We start from the raw sequence: 18,181 nt of genomic DNA, 5'->3' as shown, positions 1-18,181 counted from the left end.
GAAAAAATGAGTGAGGCAGAGACCCGGATTGCCGAGTGGGTATGGGCAAATCCGGGAATCGGCTCGATGAAGCTTGTCAAGATGTGTGAAGCCAATTATGGCTGGAAGCAGTCGACGGTGTATACGCTGCTTGCCAGGATGCGCCGCAAGGGTGTGCTGGTCAATGAGCATGCCACACTGCATATGGCAATTGACCGGACAGCCTATTACCAGCAGTATGCCAGAGTCCTGCTGGATCAATACTGGCAGGGTTCGCTGTATGCATTTGTGGCCAGCTGTACGGCAGATGGCATTGATGTGGAACAGGCGGGCAGACTGATTCATCTGATCCGCATGAAGACGAAGGGAGGCATTCGATGAAAAATCAGAAGGCGGCATATGAAGGCCTGGCAGTGATACTGGTGATTGCCGGCGTTGTGATGCTTGTGATGGCAGGGATTGAAAGTCTCTGGTCGTTTGTATATGTTCTGTGCATTGTATGCGGCTGGTATGTCTGGAAGGAAGGCAGTGACATGATCCAGGTGGAGATGGGACAGCGCAGTGTGGATGCTTACCGCAATGGCCGCAATTTCCGCTCAATTGTCATGGCAGCCGTATTGTTTGTGTATGCCAATATCAGAAGTCTGGTTCTGGCTGGAAACAGTTATTTGTATGCGGCGGGTCAGCTGAAGTGGCCGGTTGTGGGCATTATTGCGGCATGCGGCATTTATGCGGTGATGGATGAAGATGGCCATAAGAAGCCTGTGAAGGTGCCGGAAACGGTCTATTACAATAAGGAGAAGCGGCGCTATACGATGCTGGTCGAGCAGTCCAGCCTGCATGAGACAGCATCCCTGATGGGCACGGTACATGGCTTGATGAAGGCAGGCGATGAAGTGGATGTGCTGCTGGCAGGGCGCTCACCGGTGCATGTGCGTGTGATTGGCCTGAAAGTGAATGGTGCTTCTGTGCAGCAGGCAAAAGACTGTCATGTGGAAGTGAAGCTGGACGCGGCCATTGCGGTGGAACAGTTCAGTGTGCTTAGTTCTCTGCAGGCGGAAAACCGTCCGCTGGCAAAGCTGGAGAATCCGCTGCTGCGGGGGATGTGCTATGAGTATGGGCGCTATATCAAGGATCACCAGTTCATGAGTCTGTTTCTCAATGCCCTTGTGCATTCCAGCTTTGTGGTGCCGGTGATGATGGATCATCTGCCTCAGCTTGTCAATGGCCGCATGCAGTTTGTGGAGAATACACGTCTGGGCTTCATGGGTGTCAGCCGCAAAGATGGCGGCGGGGCAGAGTCCTTTGCCATCTTTACGGATGAGGATGCATTGACCCGCTGGAAGCAGCTGTATCTGGCTGGCAATCAGCCAAAGACGCTGCGGGTGACCTTCCAGGATGCTGTCAGTATCATGTGGAAAGGCCATCAGAGCATGGTCATCAATCCCTTTGGACCGGTGTATGTATTCCTGACTGGCGAGCTGGTGGATGCCATTACCAGACAGGATTCTTACATCAAAGAGTTTGGTGCACCGGGTGAGCACGGCCTTAGTTTTGTCAATCAGGAGGATGAACATGAACACAAATGAAGTGAATCAGGAACTGCTGTCATTTCTTTCGAAAGGCGTAACCGCGTTTCATGCGATTGCGGCAGTGAAAGAAAAGCTGGATCGGGAAGGCTTTCAGGAACTTGCAGAAAGTGAGCCGTGGTCTTTGGAAGATGGCTGCAGGTACTATGTGGTGCGCAACCAGTCGGCGCTGATTGCTTTCCGCTATCATCATGACTATCAGGGATACATGATGGGTGCTGCCCATTGTGATTCGCCTTCTTTCAAGATCAAGGTTAATCCGGAGATGAAGGAAAACGGGTACGTGAAGCTGAATGTGGAGATGTATGGCGGTGCTCTGATCTATCCATGGCTTGACCGGCCGCTGTCTGTGGCAGGCAGAATTGTTGTCAGACAGGGTGATTCACTTGTGACAAAGCTTGTCAAAGTGGACAAAGATCTTCTGATGATTCCGTCTCTAGCCATCCATATGGACAGAAGTGCCAATGAAGGCCATTCGTGGAATGTGCAGACGGAAATCTGTCCGCTGCTGGGACAGGAGGGCTGCGGCTCTTTGCTGGATGTGGTTGCAAAAGAGGCAGGTGTGAAGGCCGAAGATATTCTTGGCCATGATCTGTATCTGTATGTGCGTACACCGGGAACGGTGTGGGGTGCTGCGGATGAGTTTGTCAGTGCACCGCATCTGGATGATCTGCAGTGTGTGTTTGGCATCCTGAATGGGTTCCTGCAGGCTAAGGACAGTGCTTCTTTGCCATTGTGCTGCATCTTTGATAATGAGGAGACAGGTTCATTGACCAAGCAGGGGGCAGACAGTACATTCCTGGCAGATGTGATTGAGAGAATCGGCATTGCCAGCGGCAAGAGCGCAGATGAACAGATGGCCTGTGCAGCCAATGCATTCCTTGTGTCGGGCGACAATGCCCATGCGGTGCATCCGACTCACAGTGAGATGGCGGATCCGGTGAACAAGCCGAAGATGAATGGCGGCATCGTCATCAAGTACCATGCCAACCAGCAGTATACAAGCGATGCTGTGTCTTCGGCATATTTCCAGGTTATCTGCAAAGAAGCAGGCGTGCCGGTGCAGTCGTTTGTCAACCGTTCTGACAAGCGCGGCGGCAGCACATTGGGCAATCTTTCCAACCGGCACTTCTCACAGAATGCGGTGGATATCGGTCTGCCTCAGCTGGCAATGCATTCCTGCTATGAAACAGCCGGCACAAAGGATACGGCATATCTGATTGTGGCGATGAAGTGCTTCTATGGGCACAGTTTTGTCAGTGATGGAAATGGAAAGTTTTCCATCTGAATGTAAACATATTCAGATCGTGAAAGAAATAGTACAATAAGGGAAATGACAGGAGGAATCACAATGAGTGAGTATGTCGAGCGTGTGATTGCAGAGACCGCAAAGCGCAATCCGGATCAGCCGGAGTTTCTGCAGACAGTAACAGAGGTTCTGCACAGTATTGCCCCGGTGGTGGATGCCCATCCGGAGTATGAGAAGGCAGCTTTGCTGGAGAGGCTTGTGGAACCGGAGAGACAGATTATGTTCCGGGTAACCTGGACAGATGATGAAGGCAAGGTACATGTCAACCGTGGCTACCGGATTCAGTTCAATGGTGCTCTTGGCCCGTACAAGGGAGGCCTGCGTTTCCATCCGAGCGTCAATCTTTCGATTCTGAAGTTCCTTGGCTTTGAGCAGGTGTTCAAGAATTCTCTGACAACACTGCCGATTGGCGGCGGCAAGGGCGGCAGTGACTTTGATCCGCATGGCCGCAGTGATGGTGAGATCATGCGTTTCTGCCAGGCATTCATGACCGAGCTGCAGAGGCATATCGGCCTGCATACAGATGTGCCGGCTGGTGATATTGGTGTCGGCGGCCGTGAGATCGGCTATCTGTTTGGACAGTACAGAAGAATTCGTGATGCCTATGACAATGGCGTTCTGACAGGCAAGGGACTGTCTTATGGCGGCTCCTTGATCCGTCCGGAAGCAACCGGCTATGGTGTGCTGTACTATGCTGAAAGAGTTCTGGAACATCTTGGTGACAGCATCAAGGGCAAGACGGTGGCTGTATCCGGCTATGGCAATGTGGCCTGGGGTGTCTGTGAAAAGGTCAGAGAGCTTGGCGGCAAGGTTGTGACACTGTCTGGACACAATGGCTATGTGTATGATCCGGATGGTGTGGTCACAGATGAGAAGATTAATTATCTGCTGGAGATGAGAGCCAGCCGCAATGCGAATATCCGCATGTATGCTGAGAAGTTCGGCCTGCCGTTCCATGAAGGTGAAAAGCCGTGGAGTGTGAAGGCTGATATCTGCATTCCGTGTGCAACGCAGAATGAGGTTGGCATGAAAGAGGCAGAAGAGATTGTGGCAAATGGCACGAAGTATTACTTCGAGGGTGCCAATATGCCGGCTTCCAATGAGGCAATTGCATATCTGCAGGAACATGGTGTTGTGGTTGGACCTGCCAAGGCTGCCAATGCCGGCGGTGTTGCTGTGAGTGCTCTGGAGATGAGTCAGAACAGTGAGCGTCTGTCCTGGACAAGTGAAGAAGTTGATGCCCGTCTGAAGGGAATCATGCGGTCGATCGTGGATTCTTCTCTGGCTGCCGCAAAGAAGTACGGTCATGAGGGTGATCTTGTGATCGGTGCCAATATTGCGGGCTTTGAGAAGGTTGCAGATGCGATGATGGCCCAGGGCCTGTTCTAAGCGTGTAGCTGCAGTGGCCGGTGTTCCGGCCATTTTTATGTAAAGGGGAAGAAGTATGAATCACGGAAATTTTACTGAGGGAAAGATCTTTTTGCCGCTGCTGGAATTTGCGCTGCCGGTGCTGCTGGCCTTGTTTCTGCAGTCATTGTATGGGGCAGTGGACCTGCTGGTGGTCGGCCAGTTTGCGACCAGTGCAGATGTTTCGGCAGTTGCCACAGGTTCACAGATCATGTTTACAGTGACCAATGTGGTTGCCTCGCTGGCTATGGGAACAACCGTACTGATCGGTCAGCAGATGGGGGCCGGCCATCATGAGGATGCTGGCAGAACAATGGGAACATCCATTGTGTTTTTTACCGTTCTGGCCTTGATTCTTGGTGCAGCTATGGTGGCAGGCACAAAACCGATTGCCCATATCATGAATGCACCGGATGAGGCATTTGACATGACATGTGACTATATGCGGATCTGTTCCTTTGGCATGGTTTTTATCGCTGGCTATAACCTGATTGGTTCTTTGTTCCGGGGACTGGGCAATTCAAAGCTGCCTCTGTTAACAGTGGCTATTGCGGCCGTAATCAATATCTTCGGTGATCTGTTCTGTGTGTGCGTGCTGCATATGGGCGCCGCCGGTGCAGCGGCTGCTACGGTGGCGTCCCAGGCATTCTCTCTGTTGATTTCGTATCTTCTGATCCGGCGCATGGAACTGCCGTTTCCCTTCAGTAAGAAACAGGTGAGATGGAATGGTGATCTCATCAAACGAGTGACCGGACTGGGCTTTCCGATTGCGCTGTCTGACTTTCTTGTTGGTCTTTCCTTCCTGGTGATTGTGGCCATTGTCAATGTGTTTGGCGTTACCGCCAGTGCCGGGGTCGGTGTGGCTGAGAAGGTATGCGGCTTTATCATGCTGGTGCCAAGTGCGTTCGGTCAGTCCATGGCTGCCTTTGCGGCGCAGAATTATGGCGCCGGCAAACTGGAGAGGGCCAGAAAGGGACTGCTGTATGGGCTGGCAGTATCCTGGGGCATTGGTGCCATCATGGCGTATCTGTCTTTCTTCCATGGCGATCTTTTATGCGGCATCTTTGCCAGGGAACCGGATGTCATTGCGGCTGGATGGCAGTATCTGAAGGCATATGGCATTGACTGTCTGCTCACGCCGATCTTCTTCAATCTGGCCGGTTATTTCAATGGCTGCGGCAGAACACGGTTTGTCATGGCAGAAAATCTGATCGGCGGCATCGGGATCCGTCTGCCGGTTTCCTATCTGATGAGCAAGGTCAGGCCGGTATCGCTGTTCAGGATCGGACTGGCAACACCGATGGCCTCCTTTGTACAGAATGTGCTTTGCGTGGTGTATTTTGTGATGCTGGAAAAACAGCAGAAGCGGGTGCAGGGTGTACAATCATGATGTATGGAATTTCATGTGATTATTAATCCGGCTGCGGCGGCTGGCAGAACACTGAAGCTGTGGCGGAAGATCAAACCATTATTTGACAGAGTCACGTGTACAGTGCATTTTTCGTCGCTGGATCATGATATCCGCACGATCTGTGCCCAGCTGACAGCCCACCTGCAGGAGAATATCGGCATCATTCTGATTGGCGGGGATGGCTCCATGAATGATGCGGTCAATGGCATCCAGGATTTCGTGCATACCTGTGTCGGTCTGATCCCATGTGGATCTGGCAATGATATGGTCCGTGATATGGATCTGGACAAAGATGTGACAAAGCTTGTGCAGATCATGCTGGAAGGCAGAGTCAGAAGAAGAATGGACATCGGCGAGACTGCGATTTTTCATCCGGCATGTTTCATGGACCATCAGACAAAGCAGATTTCGGATGGCGGTCCGGATCCGTTTGTGCAGAAATTTCTGGTATCCAGCGGCTTTGGCTATGATGCTGCGATCTGCCAGCAGGTATTCCTGTCTTCTGCCAAGGCAAAGCTGAACAGGATTCATCTTGGCTCCTTGATTTATGTGCTGATTGCCTTGAAGCTGATTCTGAAACAGAAAAACGCACCTGTTGTACTGACACTGGATGGAAAGCAGGAAATGGTCGATCGGGCGACCTTCCTGTCTGTACATAATCACTGTTATGAAGGCGGTGGATTCAAGTTCTGCCCGTATGCGGATGCTGAAGACGGCATGCTGGATGTGTGTGAGGCATTTGGCTTTCATCTGCTTTCCTTTATCCGTGTTTTCCTGCATGCCTACAATGGTTCGCAGGTAAAGTATACGGATCATGTCGGACAAAGAAGAGCAAAGGTGATTCGCATGCACAGTGATGTGCCTCTGTGGGTGCATTGTGATGGGGAAGTTTATTGCAAGACGCGTGATGTACAGATGCGTGTATTGGATGAAAAGCTGCAGTTTCTGCTTTAAGGGGCAAGTATGATCTATACAGTCACATTGAATCCTGCATTGGATGATGTCATGCAGGTGGCACATTTCAGAAAGGGACAGTTGAACAGGGCAGAGAGCTCACAGTTGTTTCCTGGCGGTAAAGGCATCAATGTGTCACTGGTTCTGCAGCAGCTTGGCATCAGGAGTACTGCCTTGGGCTTTGCGGCAGGAGATACCGGCGATATGCTGGAAAACATGCTGGCAAAAACGGGTGTCCACTGTAATTTGATCCATGTGGCAGAAGGCAGCACGCGCATCAATATCAAGATTCATGACGATGATGATACGGAGATCAATGGACCAGGGCCGCTGGTGACAGAGTCTGATCTGCAGGCGCTGTTGAAGCAGATTTCTGCCTTGCACAGGCAGGATATCCTGGTGTTATCCGGCAGTGCTGCGCCAGGGCTTGATGATGATGTGTATGCCAGGATGATGCAGGCTGCACCGAAGGGCATGAAAGTCATTGTGGATGCAGAGAAGAAGCTGCTGGAGCCAGCTTTGTCCTGTAAACCTTTTCTGATCAAGCCAAATAAGCCGGAAATGGAATCATTGCTTGGCCATTCGATTGCCTCACGTGAGGATCTGCTGGAAGGGGCAGCATCTCTGCAGGATAAGGGTGCTGTCAATGTACTGGTGTCGCTTGGCAAAGATGGTGCCTTCCTGATGGATGAAAATGGCATGCCCCATGAACGCAAGGCGGCTTCTGGCAAAGTGTTGAATCCCACTGGTGCTGGTGACAGTATGGTGGCAGGCTTTCTGGCTGGATATCTGCAGCAGAATGATTATGGTGCAGCGTTGACGCTGGGAACTGCCTGCGGTGGGGCAACGGCCTTTAGCAGCGGTCTTTGCACAGCAGAAAAGATCAATGATGTACTGGCACAGATAGCAGTGCAGGAAGCAGAAGGATAGACATCGCACTTTCCTTTTGGTATGGTTTTGCACGGCAAAAGGAGGGGAATATCGATATGAATATTGTGACAAAGATTCTGGCAGTACTGACGGCACTGGAGTTTCTGTATATTTTCTATCTGGAAACTCTGGCAACGGACTCGGCAAAGACGTCCAGTGTATTTGGAATGACGCAGGAAGAACTGCGTCAGAAGAATGTGAATGTCCTGTTTAAGAATCAGGGTGTGTATAACGGACTGATTGCGGTGATGATCTTTCTGGCCGTGTTTGCCTTTGACAGCCTGAAAGGCGTGATCTGTCTGATGTGCTATATCATTGGCGTGGCAGCCTATGGCAGCATCACCAGCAATCCAAAGATTATCCTGATGCAGGGCGGTCTGGCCATCCTGACATTGATATCAGCGCTGTTCTAATGATGGTAAGCCGGCGGATGCCGGCTTTTTTGATTGATGCGCCGCGCATACCCTGTCTATAGCCAAAGCCTCAATGTTTGCACAAAGTGGCGTAGGCTTAGGCGGGGAGCTTCACCCTACCCGAACAGAATATTCAAATTTCCCACCAAGAGTCTCGAAGACTCTCTTCATTCGAAGAAATCAATTCATTTTCAAAATGTAAATTATATTTGACATTTGCTGGTTAGCTATTATGATAAAGATGTCAAATATATATGACATTTTGGAGGACTGTATGAATTCTATTTTTGATATCCTATTTCCACTTGTTGTCCTTATGCTTCTGGTTTATTTTATGCGCGGGAAAACGCCAGTACAGTATGATGAGCGTCAGATTGCCTTGCGCGGTGCAGCCTATCGGCTTGCGCTTATCGTTGGTGTTTTCAGCGGATATATTGAAGCATTCTTATTAAAACGAAACCTTCTTCCAATGGATGGCAGTCTTGCACTCATGACCTCAAGTTTTCTGATGATTACCGTTTATGTCGTATATTCAATCAGCAAAGATGTATATTTCGGCATCTCGGGTAACTGGAAGAAATGGACCCTGGTTATTTTCGTTGTTGGTATCATTAACCTGGTCACTGGAATTCTGCAGATTCGTACGCAGGGCCTTCCTGCAGGTATCCTTACCAGCAGTAACATGGACATCATAATGGGAATCATGTTTCTGGTGATATCCATCGCCGCAGTCATCAAAAATGCAAGGGGAAAAAGCGAAGAAGAATGAAAAACCTGAAATTAAAGTCTGCGCGCGCAGCCAAGAATCTGTCCCAGCAGCAATTGGCAGACCTCACAGGCGTATCCCGACAAACGATCAATGCAATCGAAAAAGGTGACTATAATCCTACGATTCGGCTCTGTATTTCCATATGCAAAGTGCTGGGCAAAACCCTCGACGATCTTTTTTGGGATTGGGAGGATAACAGATAGGAACCCGCAATGAGAAGGCATGTCTCCTTTCTCAAAGCAGGTTGCTGAACACCGTGATAACAAACAAATTGATGAAATCCGCAAACAGGCGTCTCAATGACAGCCTGAAAGGCGTGATCTGTCTGATGTGCTATATCATTGGCGTGGCAGCCTATGGCAGCATCACCAGCAATCCAAAGATTATCCTGATGCAGGGTGGTCTGGCCATCCTGACAGTGATTTCCACATTTTTTTGAGTGATTCACTGCAATTGGTGCTTGAAACGCATGTATGGCAGCGTATTCTGCTGAACATGCGTTTTTTACATTTTGGAGCAGATGATACGAAGCTCTGAAATACTGGAATTGTCAGAAATCAAAGCAAAACTATAACCGATAAGGTATAAAATCACATATATTCTAGCAAATTATACCTAATAGGGTATAATATGCGCAAATATTAATGAATATATACCTGATATGGTATAATTATGACATGAATGAAATTGCAGAATATGTAAAGAAAGCACGGCGTGAGGCTGGACTGACCCAGAAGGAGTTTGCACTGCGGTCTGGGCTTGGTCTTCGGTTTGTGCGCGATCTGGAGCAGGGAAAAGAGACAGTCCGCATGGATAAGGTGAATCAGGCACTGGCGATGTTCGGTATGACAGCGGTGCCGGGGAGAATGAAGCATGAGTGATCGCATACTGCGTAGGGGAAATGTTTTTGTGCAGAATCATTTGTGCGGGAAGATTCAGGAAACAGATATGGGGTATGTTTTCTTCTATCTTGATCAATGGCTGAACGATCCGGATTCTGTGGCTGTCAGTCTCACGCTTCCGTTGCGAAGTGAACCGTATGTTTCGAATATTCTTTTCCCGTTCTTTGACGGTCTGATTCCAGAGGGATGGCTGCTGGATCTTGTCAGCAGGAACTGGAGGATCAGCCGTCAGGATCGGTTTGGGTTGTTACTGGCGGCGTGCCGGGACTGCATAGGTGATGTCAGAGTGGAGGAAGAAGTATGAAACGGTGTCTTTGCTGTGGAAAACCGCTGACAGCGCAGGAAGAATCTGCAGGCTGGCACAGGCGCTGTATCACAAAGTTCTTTGGTACGGAAACCCTGCCGCTGCTGCAGATCAATGATAATGAAATGAGAAAGCTGGCAGATTTATCGGTTGAACATCATCAGACGGTTGCCGGGATTCAGAAGAAACTGTCTCTGCATCTTTCCAAATTGAGTAACAGCCGTCTGACACTGGTAGATTATCCTACTGGCTACATTCTGAAACCCCCTTCTGATGAGTATGCGTTTCTGCCGGAAGCAGAGCAGCTTGTCATGACGATGGCAGACAGGATTGGCATCCCAACCGTACCACATGGCTTGATTCAGCTGGAAAATATGCAGCTCGGATATATTACAAAGCGGATTGACCGCCGCAATACAGCCGATCCCAACAGCTTTGCAATGTATGCGATGGAAGATTTCTGTCAATTAATGCAGAGACAGACTGCAGATAAATACAACAGTTCCTATGAGCAGTGCGGTCATGTGATTCAGAAGTATTCCAGCCAGTCCGGTGTTGATCTTGCGGATTTTTTCATGCGTATTCTTTTCTGTTTTGTTACCTTGAATTCAGATATGCATCTCAAGAATTTTTCTTTGATTGAAAAAGAACCGGGAAATCGAATATTCAAGCTTTCCTGTGCATATGATCTTCTTCCGGTGAATCTTGTTGTACCAGCAGATCAAGAACAGACTGCCCTGACTTTGAATGGAAAGAAAAAGAATTTGCATCGCAAAGATTTTCTGATTCTTGCAGAACATTGCCGCATCAATGCCAAAGCTGCTGTAAATATGACAAATGAAATCATATCTAAAGAAAAGATCTTGATGGATACTGTTGATCAGAGTCTTTTGCCAGACGGCATCAAGGAAAAGATGAAATTGATGATGAAAGAAAGATTCAAAGCTCTTTCTGCAGGAAAATAAAGCCTGAAAACGTGCTTTTCATTCATCAGTGGTGCCGTGAGCACTGGCGATGTTCGGTATGACAGCAGTGCCGGGCCGGATGGACAGCCATGAATAGCAGGAAGTTTATTTAGACAGAGCCAATTCTTTTCAGCTGGCTTGGTTTCTGGTTTGTCTGGCTGTGTCATGCGCAGATGGCAAGTCTTTTGCGTGCAGCATTTTTTTACTGTGTTTCTTTGTGCGAGGATGTATACTAACAGCGTTATTTGAATGGAAAGATGAGGGATGCGCATGATCCACGAGGAATGCGGTGTATTTGGTATCTATGACCAGGATGGCAGGACAGATGTTGCCGGCAATACGTATTATGGTTTGTTTTCTCTGCAGCATCGTGGACAGGAGTCCTGCGGCATTGCGGTCAATGACCGTGGTGTGATTACATGTGAGAAGGATGTTGGCCTGGTGCGTGATGTGTTTACACGTGAAAAGCTGATGTCGCTTGGACGGGGACAGATGGCAATCGGCCATACACGGTATTCAACCTTTGGCACGGTGAATCAGACCAATGCCCAGCCGCTGGTTGTGCGCCATATCAAGGGCCAGCTTGCCCTTGTGCATAATGGCAATCTGACCAATGCGCCACAGCTGCGCCGCAAGCTGGAGATGCATGGTGCCATCTTCCATACGACCAATGATACTGAGATTATTGCGTATATGATCATCAAGGAACGGCTGAGTGCGCCTTCGATTGAGGAAGCAATCAACCGTGCCATGTACAACCTGGAAGGTGCGTATTCACTTGTGATCATGTCACCGGAGAAGCTGATTGCCGTGCGTGATATGACAGGATTCCGTCCGTTATGCATGGGCCAGATGAAAGACGGCCAGATTATCTTTGCCTCTGAGACATGTGCTTTGGATTCACTGGGTGCTAAATTCATCCGCAATCTGGATGCCGGTGAGATTGTTGTCGTGGACAAGTCTGGCATTCGTTCGATCCGTGAACATGTCAATCCCGTCAAGCATATGTGTGCTTTTGAATATATTTACTTTGCCCGTCCGGACAGTGTGATGGAAGGATTAAGTATTCATCAGGCCCGTATCAATGCTGGCCACATTCTTGCAAAGGAACATCCGGTGGATGCGGATGTGGTCATTGGTGTGCCGGACTCCGGCCTGGATGCAGCGATTGGCTATGCCCAGGCATCCGGTATTCCGTATGAGATGGGCTTTACCAAGAACCGCTATATTGCCAGAACGTTCATTCAGCCGACCCAGGATCAGCGTGAGAATGCGGTGCGGATGAAGCTGAATGTGATTGCCTCGGTTGTCAAAGGCAAGCGTGTGATCATGGTGGATGACTCGATTGTCCGTGGTACAACATCTGCCAGAATTGTGGCCCTGCTCAGAGATGCCGGTGCCAGGGAAATTCATGTGCGGATCTCGGCACCGCCGTTTATCTCACCGTGTTACTATGGCACGGATATTGATTCGAAGAAGAATCTGATCGCCTGTAAGATGAGTCTGGATGAGATCTGCAAGTATATTGGGGCAGATTCGCTTGGCTATCTGAGTGTGGATGGGGTAAGGCAGATGTGTGCAGATGCCAATTGTGATCTGTGCCTTGGCTGCTTTACGGAGCATTATCCGGCACCGACGCCGAAAGAGAGTGAAAAGTCAAAGTTTGAACAGAAGATCGGCTTTGATGGGGAAGAGAATGACACCCGTGAAAGAGTGCACGGGGATGCCAAGGAACTGTAAGAGTTTGACAAAGAGAAGCGATGAAAATGGGCGGATCCAGTGTGGATCTGCCCGTTTTGTACATCCGGGATGATAAGATAGTAGAACAGCTGAGAAAGCAGGAGGTATTTCATGAAGTTTGCACATCTGGCAGATCTGCACCTTGGCATGATTGTCAATCATGTATCGATGGCAGAGGAGCAGAAACATATTCTGAAAGAAATTGTAGAAATTCTGGTGAAAGAAAAACCAGATGCACTGCTGATTGCGGGTGATGTGTATGACAAGGCAGTGCCTTCTGTGGAAGCGGTCAATCTGCTGGATGATTTCCTGACGGATCTTGCCGGGCATCACATCCGGACATACCTGATTGCAGGCAATCATGACCAGGGTGACAGACTTGCCTATGGCGGACACCTGCTGGCTGGCCAGGGAATTCATATTTGTGGAAATTTCATGGGAAAGATGGACCACGATATACTGACGGATGATTTCGGGGAAGTGCATGTGTGGCTGCTGCCGTATATCCGGCCAAGCTATGTCAACCGTTATCTGGATGAAGATGACAGAGTGGGCAGCTATCAGCAGGCTGTGGCCAGGGCCATTGCCATGTCGGATGTGGACTTTTCCAAACGAAATGTCATTGTCTCACATCAGTTTGTGACCGGGGCAAAGGTTGATCCGCTTGGCTCCGAACAGTTGATTGTCGGCGGTCTCGATCAGATTTCTGCTTCTGTCTATGATGGCTTTGATTATGCGGCATTAGGCCATATTCATCATCGCCAGCAGCTTGGCAAAAATGTGTTTTATGCCGGTACACCGCTTGCGTATTCCTTTGCAGAGGAAAACCAGCAGAAAGCGCTTGGCTTTGCTGAGCTGAAGGAAAAGGGCATGGTGCGTGTCTATACACGCTTGTTAACGCCGCTGCATCATATGCGGACCATCGAAGGGTATTACAAGGAGATTCTTTCGGCTGCCAGTGAGGATGAAAACAAGGAGGACTATGTCCGCTTTGTACTGCATGACAATCAGGAACAGCCGGATGCGATACGCTATCTGAGAGAGCTGTATCCCAATGCCATGCGGCTGGACTATGACAATGAGCGGACCCGGGCTGAAATGATTCTGCCTGTGAATACGATGCAGACGATGTCTCCTTCTGATCTGTTTGCCCGGTTTTACAAAGAGCGCAATGGCATTGAGATGTCTGAAGAACAGATTTCCTATCTGAAAGATCAGATTGATGAGATCTGGAATGGAGGTGAGCAGGCATGAGGCCGCTGCGCTTGGAAATGTGTGCTTTTGGTCCGTATGCAAGGCCAACCGTGTTGGATTTTTCTCTGCTTGGTGATTCCGGTCTGTACCTGATCACCGGTGATACAGGTGCTGGCAAGACAACGATCTTTGATGCGATCACCTATGCGCTGTACGGGCGGACATCAGGCGATAACCGGAACGTAAAAACGCTGCGGTCCCAGTATGTGGATGACAGTGTGAAGACCTATGTGAAGCTGGATTTTTCCTATGGCGGCAAAACATACCACGTCCTGCGCAAACTGCGCTATCAGAAGGAAAAGGATCTGCTGACACAGGATGCAGAACTGACCATGCCGGATGGTTCCATCACTGCTAAAAGCACCCAGGTCACAAAGAAGATCGAAGAAATCCTGAAGATTGACTGTGATCAGTTTGCACAGATTGTCATGATTGCCCAGGGCAGTTTCCGCCAGTTGCTGACAGCGGATACGAAACAGCGGGTCAAGCTGTTTCAGGACCTGTTCCATACAGGCAATTATCAGAAACTGATGTTAAAGCTGGAAGATGAGCGCAGAACTGCTGCAGACAAGGTCAATACAGAAATGACCGCACTGCAGAGTGCCATCGGTTTTCTGCAGGGCAATGATGCCTGTGACCTGTCTCATTGGAACAGTGACAATCCGTTCCTGCAGCCGGAACAGTTTTCTGCAGAAGTGCAGAAGGCAATCGACTTTGACAAAGCTGAAAAAGAAAAGCTGGAAAAGCAGGTGCAGGAAAGAACAGATGCCAATGCGATTCTTTCCAGAACCATTGGCCAGAAGGAAGAAACAGCCGGCCGCTATGCAAAACTGCATGCGGTCGAGAAAAAGATACCGGCGGCAGAAGAAGCCCTGCGTACAAAGCAGAATATTCTGCATGTAAAGCAGGAAGCACAGGAAGATGAAGCCATCGCTACGCTGCAGGTGCAGCTTGCCAGGGAAAAAGAGCAGCTGCCAAAGTATGACATGCTGGAGCAGGCAGGAATGGACCTGGAAAACAGTAAGAAGAAGCTGGCAGATCTGCAGAAACAGATCGGGTTGAATCAAAAAAGGCTGGAAACGGCAGAAAGCACCCTTGCCAAAGATCAGCAGAAACAGCAGGCATGGAAGGATGTGCCTGCAAAGAAGATCCAGATGGAAAGTGAACTGCAGATCAGGCAGAACCGCCTTAGCCAGCTGCATGCGATCGTATTGCTGGAACAGGCGATTCATAAGACACAGATTGACGAAGCAAGAGTGAAACAGCTTGTGGAAACGACATTGTGTGCTTATGAAAATGCCAATCATGTGTACATGGAAAACCGTTCGGTATTCTTCCGGGAACAGGCCGGCCTGCTGGCATCTGGTCTGCAGGAAGGAGAGCCCTGCCCGGTATGCGGGTCCGTTCATCATCCTTCCCTTGCCCATCTTGCCAAGGGTGCCCCGGATCAGAAAACGGTGGAGGAACTGGAGAGAAAGAGCCTGCAGGCCAAGAAGGACAGTGATGCGGCGCATCAGAAACTGTCCGGTGTGATGGCGAAGCTGCAGGAACAGCAGAAAAATCTGGGAAATGCACTTGCCCAGGCAGGTGTTTCAGATCCTGCGGTATTAAACGATGCCATTGCAAAGATCAGCAGGGAAATCACATCTGATCAGCAGAATATTGATGTGCTTTTGAAACAGGAAAAAGAGCTCCATCAGATTGAAACGGAGATTGATGCGCTTTCGAAAGAGACAGATATGATGCGCACACAGCTGCAGGAAGTGACGCTGCAGGAGTCAAAGCAGCAGGGAGAGATTCTGCAGGCAAAGCAGAAGATTGAGATCCTGCAGAAAGATCTTGCGTATGCGGATGCAGCAAGTGCAAGGCGGGCAATCAAGGCTTTGACGCAGCAGGTGGCAGAACGGCAGAAGATCTGGCAGCAGGTACAGCAGGATGTAATTGATGCACAGCAGATCCTGCGCGATCTTGAAATGGAGAAAAAGACATATGAAGCTTCACTGCCAGCTGGTGATGAAGCGGGTTTCCGCAGGAATTTAGCTAAGGATCAGGCAAGGCTTGTACAGAGCCAGGATACATTGTCTGCGCTGCAGCGTTCTTTGAGTGTCATCAGCCATCGTCTGGAGAATAATGAAGATACATTTACAAAGGTAAATACCGGGATGAAGAAACTGGCCAGGCAGCAGAAACACTATGATCTGGTGCGTTCTCTGGCTGACACGGCGGATTCACATCTGAGCGGCAAAGAGAAACTGACATTGGAAGAGTATGTGCAGATGCATTACTTTGATGAGATTCTGTACTATGCCAACCGGCGCTACAGGCAGATGTCATCAGGTCAGTATGAGCTTGTTCGCCATCAGGATCATCTTGGCCGCCAGTCCCATGCAGCACTGGCTCTGGATGTCATTGATCATTACAACGATACGGTGCGGCCTGTGGATTCTCTTTCAGGCGGCGAGTCTTTCCTGGCATCGATGTCGCTGGCACTAGGACTGTCGGATGCTACGCAGGACCATGCCCATGTGCAGATGGATGCGATGTTCATCGATGAAGGTTTTGGCTCCCTGGATGAAGAATCTCTTGCCCAGGCAGTGGATACATTAAGCTCCATCTCAGAGGCAGACCGCTTGATCGGTATCATTTCCCATGTGTCTCAGCTGGAAGAAAGAATCAGCCGGAAGATTGTGGTGAAAAAGAATCTGCAGGAAGATGGCGGCAGTACAGCGAAGATTGTGATTGACTAGCAGAAAAGCTGAATTTGAAAGCTTGATGCCATTGTCTTGCTGGAAGACAACGGCTATCAGCTGAGAGAATCCTATTCAAAAGCGTTATTACAAATGGATTTATCAGGAAATTTCAAAAGACACCATGGGCAGAAATTGAGAAAGCAAAGAAGTATCGAAATGACGATCTTTCAAGAAAGGAAAACGAATGAGCAATAACAGTTTTGATGATTTTCTTCAGGAACAGCTTCAGCCTGAACATGCAGTGATTCAGGCGCTGATTGATGCAAGACACCAATCCGGGCTGACACAGAAGGAACTTGCGAGAAAAACAGGAATTGCACAACCTGATATCAGTAAACTGGAACATGGCAATGCAAATCCTTCTGTACGGACACTGCTGCGGCTTGCAAAGGGAATGGGAATGCAGCTGAAGATTGAATTTATACCTGTAAAACAGCCGGTGGTCAAATGAGAGTACAGGAATTAAATCGTAATAAAGTATTGTATATGCTGTTAGGCTTGTGCCTGTATGGCCTGCAGGCAGCGGCTCTGTATGGTGTGGCATCGCTGTTTTCTTCATTGTTTGCCACATCCGGTACTTTCTACATGATGGTATTTTCTCTGATGATTGTCAGCGGTACGGCAGTGATCTGTCGTCTTGGCTATGGCTGGCTGCAGGAAAATCTGGATGAAACAGAACTGCGGTACTGTCAGATGGCGGCCTGCTTTGTGTTTCTTGCTGTACTGCAGTGGCAGACTGCTCTGTTATGGGCAACTGCCTGTGCTGTGTATCTTGTCTGCAAAAAGAAACAGATTTACTGGCTGTCTGCGGCCGGCATGCTTGTGATCTATGGGCTGTATGCAATGATGCTGATCTTCATGTGGCGCCGGTTCCTGCTGGATTCAGTCACTGCCTACAATATGCTCAGCATGTTGTTTGTCGGCTGGTACAGCCATCTATGCTTTGATGGTTCGCCTGTTGGTGAAGCTGGTCTGGCACTGCTGTTTGTGCCGTTTATGAACCTGTATCTTGTCAAACTTGGACTTGCCGTAAGTGTTCGTGTAAGGATGTTTGTACTGCTTGGGGCAGCTGTGCTTCTGGTGTATGAATTGTTATCACGCTGGCTGGATATCGTCAGGGATTATCTTTCGATCGCGTACTGCATGGCATGGATCATCATCCTGTTTGTGATGAATCCGGTGCTCGGCTTACTTGGGCTGCTGGATGGCATCATCCTTGCATGCGTGGTGCCCTGGCTTGCCCATATGTTTGCCCATAGTTTTTCCGGTATCTTTCAGGGAATGCGGATTCTCTGCCTGCTTGTATTTGCGGCCTCCCTGTGTGGTCTGTATATGAGAGGCGTGATGACGTATAAGACAGGAATGATCAGTATGCTTGTATGGATGCTGTTATGTTTCTCTGACAGTATCGCTTCACTTTCAGGGGCAGTTTGTCATCTGCTGCAAAGCAAAGAAGAACAGGAAAACCAGGATCATCACGATCAGATTTCTGCATAACAAAACAG

19 protein-coding genes are annotated in these 18,181 nt (G+C 49.2%); all 19 read left to right on the top strand.

Going from position 1 to position 18,181, the window contains the following annotated elements; all coding sequences use genetic code 11:
• Positions 1-6 precede the first annotated feature (6 nt).
• The 19 genes from DHU66_RS08000 to DHU66_RS07905 all read left to right on the top strand — a co-directional run bounded on the left by DHU66_RS08000 (position 7) and on the right by DHU66_RS07905 (position 18,173).
• Positions 7-360, top strand: coding sequence for a BlaI/MecI/CopY family transcriptional regulator (locus DHU66_RS08000; protein ID WP_167836327.1), 354 nt, complete (start codon positions 7-9; stop codon positions 358-360).
• Positions 357-1,568 carry an SseB family protein gene (locus DHU66_RS07995; protein ID WP_108775430.1) on the top strand — a complete coding sequence of 404 codons (1,212 nt, stop codon included), beginning with the start codon at positions 357-359 and terminating at the stop codon, positions 1,566-1,568. Before DHU66_RS08000 ends, DHU66_RS07995 begins: the two co-directional genes overlap by 4 nt.
• Positions 1,555-2,856: a M18 family aminopeptidase gene (locus DHU66_RS07990; protein WP_209451785.1), complete on the top strand. Its 1,302-nt coding sequence runs from the start codon at positions 1,555-1,557 to the stop codon at positions 2,854-2,856. The genes DHU66_RS07995 and DHU66_RS07990 overlap by 14 nt, the downstream gene beginning before the upstream one ends.
• A gap of 63 nt (positions 2,857-2,919) precedes the next feature.
• Positions 2,920-4,266: an NADP-specific glutamate dehydrogenase gene (gdhA, locus tag DHU66_RS07985; RefSeq protein ID WP_108775428.1), complete on the top strand. Its 1,347-nt coding sequence runs from the start codon at positions 2,920-2,922 to the stop codon at positions 4,264-4,266.
• A gap of 55 nt (positions 4,267-4,321) precedes the next feature.
• Positions 4,322-5,674 (top strand): MATE family efflux transporter, encoded by a 1,353-nt coding sequence (locus DHU66_RS07980; protein WP_108775364.1) that lies wholly within the window; start codon positions 4,322-4,324, stop codon positions 5,672-5,674.
• Positions 5,675-5,677: 3 nt separating this feature from the next.
• Positions 5,678-6,649 (top strand): diacylglycerol/lipid kinase family protein, encoded by a 972-nt coding sequence (locus DHU66_RS07975; RefSeq protein WP_108775362.1) that lies wholly within the window; start codon positions 5,678-5,680, stop codon positions 6,647-6,649.
• Between the two features lie 9 nt (positions 6,650-6,658).
• Positions 6,659-7,579, top strand: a complete 921-nt coding sequence (gene pfkB / locus DHU66_RS07970; RefSeq protein ID WP_108775360.1) for a 1-phosphofructokinase — start codon at positions 6,659-6,661, stop codon at positions 7,577-7,579.
• Between the two features lie 56 nt (positions 7,580-7,635).
• Entirely contained in the window at positions 7,636-7,992 is a 357-nt protein-coding gene (locus tag DHU66_RS07965) for a DUF1304 domain-containing protein (RefSeq protein ID WP_108775358.1), read from the top strand.
• A 274-nt stretch (positions 7,993-8,266) separates the two neighbouring features.
• Positions 8,267-8,761 carry a hypothetical protein gene (locus DHU66_RS07960; RefSeq protein ID WP_108775357.1) on the top strand — a complete coding sequence of 165 codons (495 nt, stop codon included), beginning with the start codon at positions 8,267-8,269 and terminating at the stop codon, positions 8,759-8,761.
• Positions 8,758-8,964 (top strand): helix-turn-helix transcriptional regulator, encoded by a 207-nt coding sequence (locus tag DHU66_RS07955; protein WP_108775355.1) that lies wholly within the window; start codon positions 8,758-8,760, stop codon positions 8,962-8,964. Before DHU66_RS07960 ends, DHU66_RS07955 begins: the two co-directional genes overlap by 4 nt.
• 53 nt (positions 8,965-9,017) lie before the next feature.
• On the top strand, positions 9,018-9,200 hold the full coding sequence (locus DHU66_RS07950) for a DUF1304 family protein (protein ID WP_245309483.1): 183 nt from the start codon (positions 9,018-9,020) through the stop codon (positions 9,198-9,200).
• 238 nt (positions 9,201-9,438) lie between these two features.
• Entirely contained in the window at positions 9,439-9,642 is a 204-nt protein-coding gene (locus DHU66_RS07945) for a type II toxin-antitoxin system Y4mF family antitoxin (RefSeq protein ID WP_108775677.1), read from the top strand.
• A complete protein-coding gene (locus tag DHU66_RS07940) occupies positions 9,635-9,967 on the top strand; it encodes a HipA N-terminal domain-containing protein (RefSeq protein ID WP_108775353.1) in 333 nt (110 codons plus the stop codon). Before DHU66_RS07945 ends, DHU66_RS07940 begins: the two co-directional genes overlap by 8 nt.
• Positions 9,964-10,932, top strand: a complete 969-nt coding sequence (locus DHU66_RS07935) for a HipA domain-containing protein (protein ID WP_108775351.1) — start codon at positions 9,964-9,966, stop codon at positions 10,930-10,932. The genes DHU66_RS07940 and DHU66_RS07935 overlap by 4 nt, the downstream gene beginning before the upstream one ends.
• A 270-nt stretch (positions 10,933-11,202) precedes the next feature.
• Complete coding sequence (purF, locus tag DHU66_RS07930; protein WP_245309481.1) at positions 11,203-12,672, top strand: amidophosphoribosyltransferase; 1,470 nt, start codon at positions 11,203-11,205, stop codon at positions 12,670-12,672.
• A 111-nt stretch (positions 12,673-12,783) separates the two neighbouring features.
• A complete protein-coding gene (locus DHU66_RS07925) occupies positions 12,784-13,926 on the top strand; it encodes an exonuclease SbcCD subunit D (protein ID WP_108775347.1) in 1,143 nt (380 codons plus the stop codon).
• The gene (locus DHU66_RS07920) at positions 13,923-16,673 is read left to right on the top strand and encodes an AAA family ATPase (protein WP_108775345.1); all 2,751 of its coding nucleotides are present in this window, start codon (positions 13,923-13,925) and stop codon (positions 16,671-16,673) included. Before DHU66_RS07925 ends, DHU66_RS07920 begins: the two co-directional genes overlap by 4 nt.
• Positions 16,674-16,860: 187 nt before the next feature.
• Positions 16,861-17,127 carry a helix-turn-helix domain-containing protein gene (locus DHU66_RS07910; RefSeq protein ID WP_108775343.1) on the top strand — a complete coding sequence of 89 codons (267 nt, stop codon included), beginning with the start codon at positions 16,861-16,863 and terminating at the stop codon, positions 17,125-17,127.
• Positions 17,124-18,173, top strand: coding sequence for a hypothetical protein (locus DHU66_RS07905; protein WP_135358336.1), 1,050 nt, complete (start codon positions 17,124-17,126; stop codon positions 18,171-18,173). Before DHU66_RS07910 ends, DHU66_RS07905 begins: the two co-directional genes overlap by 4 nt.
• Positions 18,174-18,181: the final 8 nt, after the last annotated feature.

It is taken from the genome of Lactimicrobium massiliense (genome assembly GCF_900343155.1).
In the GTDB taxonomy this organism is placed as follows: Bacteria; Bacillota_I; Bacilli_A; order Erysipelotrichales; family Erysipelotrichaceae; genus Bulleidia; species Bulleidia massiliensis.
This window is presented reverse-complemented; position numbering and strand designations above follow the sequence as displayed.

Excerpts from the sequence above, each read along its gene's own strand:
- DHU66_RS08000 (WP_167836327.1), top strand. The coding sequence starts at position 7 with ATGAGTGAGGCAGAGACCCGGATTGCCGAGTGGGTATGGGCAAATCCG.
- DHU66_RS07995 (WP_108775430.1), top strand. The coding sequence starts at position 357 with ATGAAAAATCAGAAGGCGGCATATGAAGGCCTGGCAGTGATACTGGTG.
- DHU66_RS07990 (WP_209451785.1), top strand. The coding sequence starts at position 1,555 with ATGAACACAAATGAAGTGAATCAGGAACTGCTGTCATTTCTTTCGAAA.
- gdhA (WP_108775428.1), top strand. The coding sequence starts at position 2,920 with ATGAGTGAGTATGTCGAGCGTGTGATTGCAGAGACCGCAAAGCGCAAT.
- DHU66_RS07980 (WP_108775364.1), top strand. The coding sequence starts at position 4,322 with ATGAATCACGGAAATTTTACTGAGGGAAAGATCTTTTTGCCGCTGCTG.
- DHU66_RS07975 (WP_108775362.1), top strand. The coding sequence starts at position 5,678 with ATGGAATTTCATGTGATTATTAATCCGGCTGCGGCGGCTGGCAGAACA.
- pfkB (WP_108775360.1), top strand. The coding sequence starts at position 6,659 with ATGATCTATACAGTCACATTGAATCCTGCATTGGATGATGTCATGCAG.
- DHU66_RS07965 (WP_108775358.1), top strand. The coding sequence starts at position 7,636 with ATGAATATTGTGACAAAGATTCTGGCAGTACTGACGGCACTGGAGTTT.
- DHU66_RS07960 (WP_108775357.1), top strand. The coding sequence starts at position 8,267 with ATGAATTCTATTTTTGATATCCTATTTCCACTTGTTGTCCTTATGCTT.
- DHU66_RS07955 (WP_108775355.1), top strand. The coding sequence starts at position 8,758 with ATGAAAAACCTGAAATTAAAGTCTGCGCGCGCAGCCAAGAATCTGTCC.
- DHU66_RS07945 (WP_108775677.1), top strand. The coding sequence starts at position 9,439 with ATGAATGAAATTGCAGAATATGTAAAGAAAGCACGGCGTGAGGCTGGA.
- DHU66_RS07940 (WP_108775353.1), top strand. The coding sequence starts at position 9,635 with ATGAGTGATCGCATACTGCGTAGGGGAAATGTTTTTGTGCAGAATCAT.
- DHU66_RS07935 (WP_108775351.1), top strand. The coding sequence starts at position 9,964 with ATGAAACGGTGTCTTTGCTGTGGAAAACCGCTGACAGCGCAGGAAGAA.
- purF (WP_245309481.1), top strand. The coding sequence starts at position 11,203 with ATGATCCACGAGGAATGCGGTGTATTTGGTATCTATGACCAGGATGGC.
- DHU66_RS07925 (WP_108775347.1), top strand. The coding sequence starts at position 12,784 with ATGAAGTTTGCACATCTGGCAGATCTGCACCTTGGCATGATTGTCAAT.
- DHU66_RS07920 (WP_108775345.1), top strand. The coding sequence starts at position 13,923 with ATGAGGCCGCTGCGCTTGGAAATGTGTGCTTTTGGTCCGTATGCAAGG.
- DHU66_RS07910 (WP_108775343.1), top strand. The coding sequence starts at position 16,861 with ATGAGCAATAACAGTTTTGATGATTTTCTTCAGGAACAGCTTCAGCCT.
- DHU66_RS07905 (WP_135358336.1), top strand. The coding sequence starts at position 17,124 with ATGAGAGTACAGGAATTAAATCGTAATAAAGTATTGTATATGCTGTTA.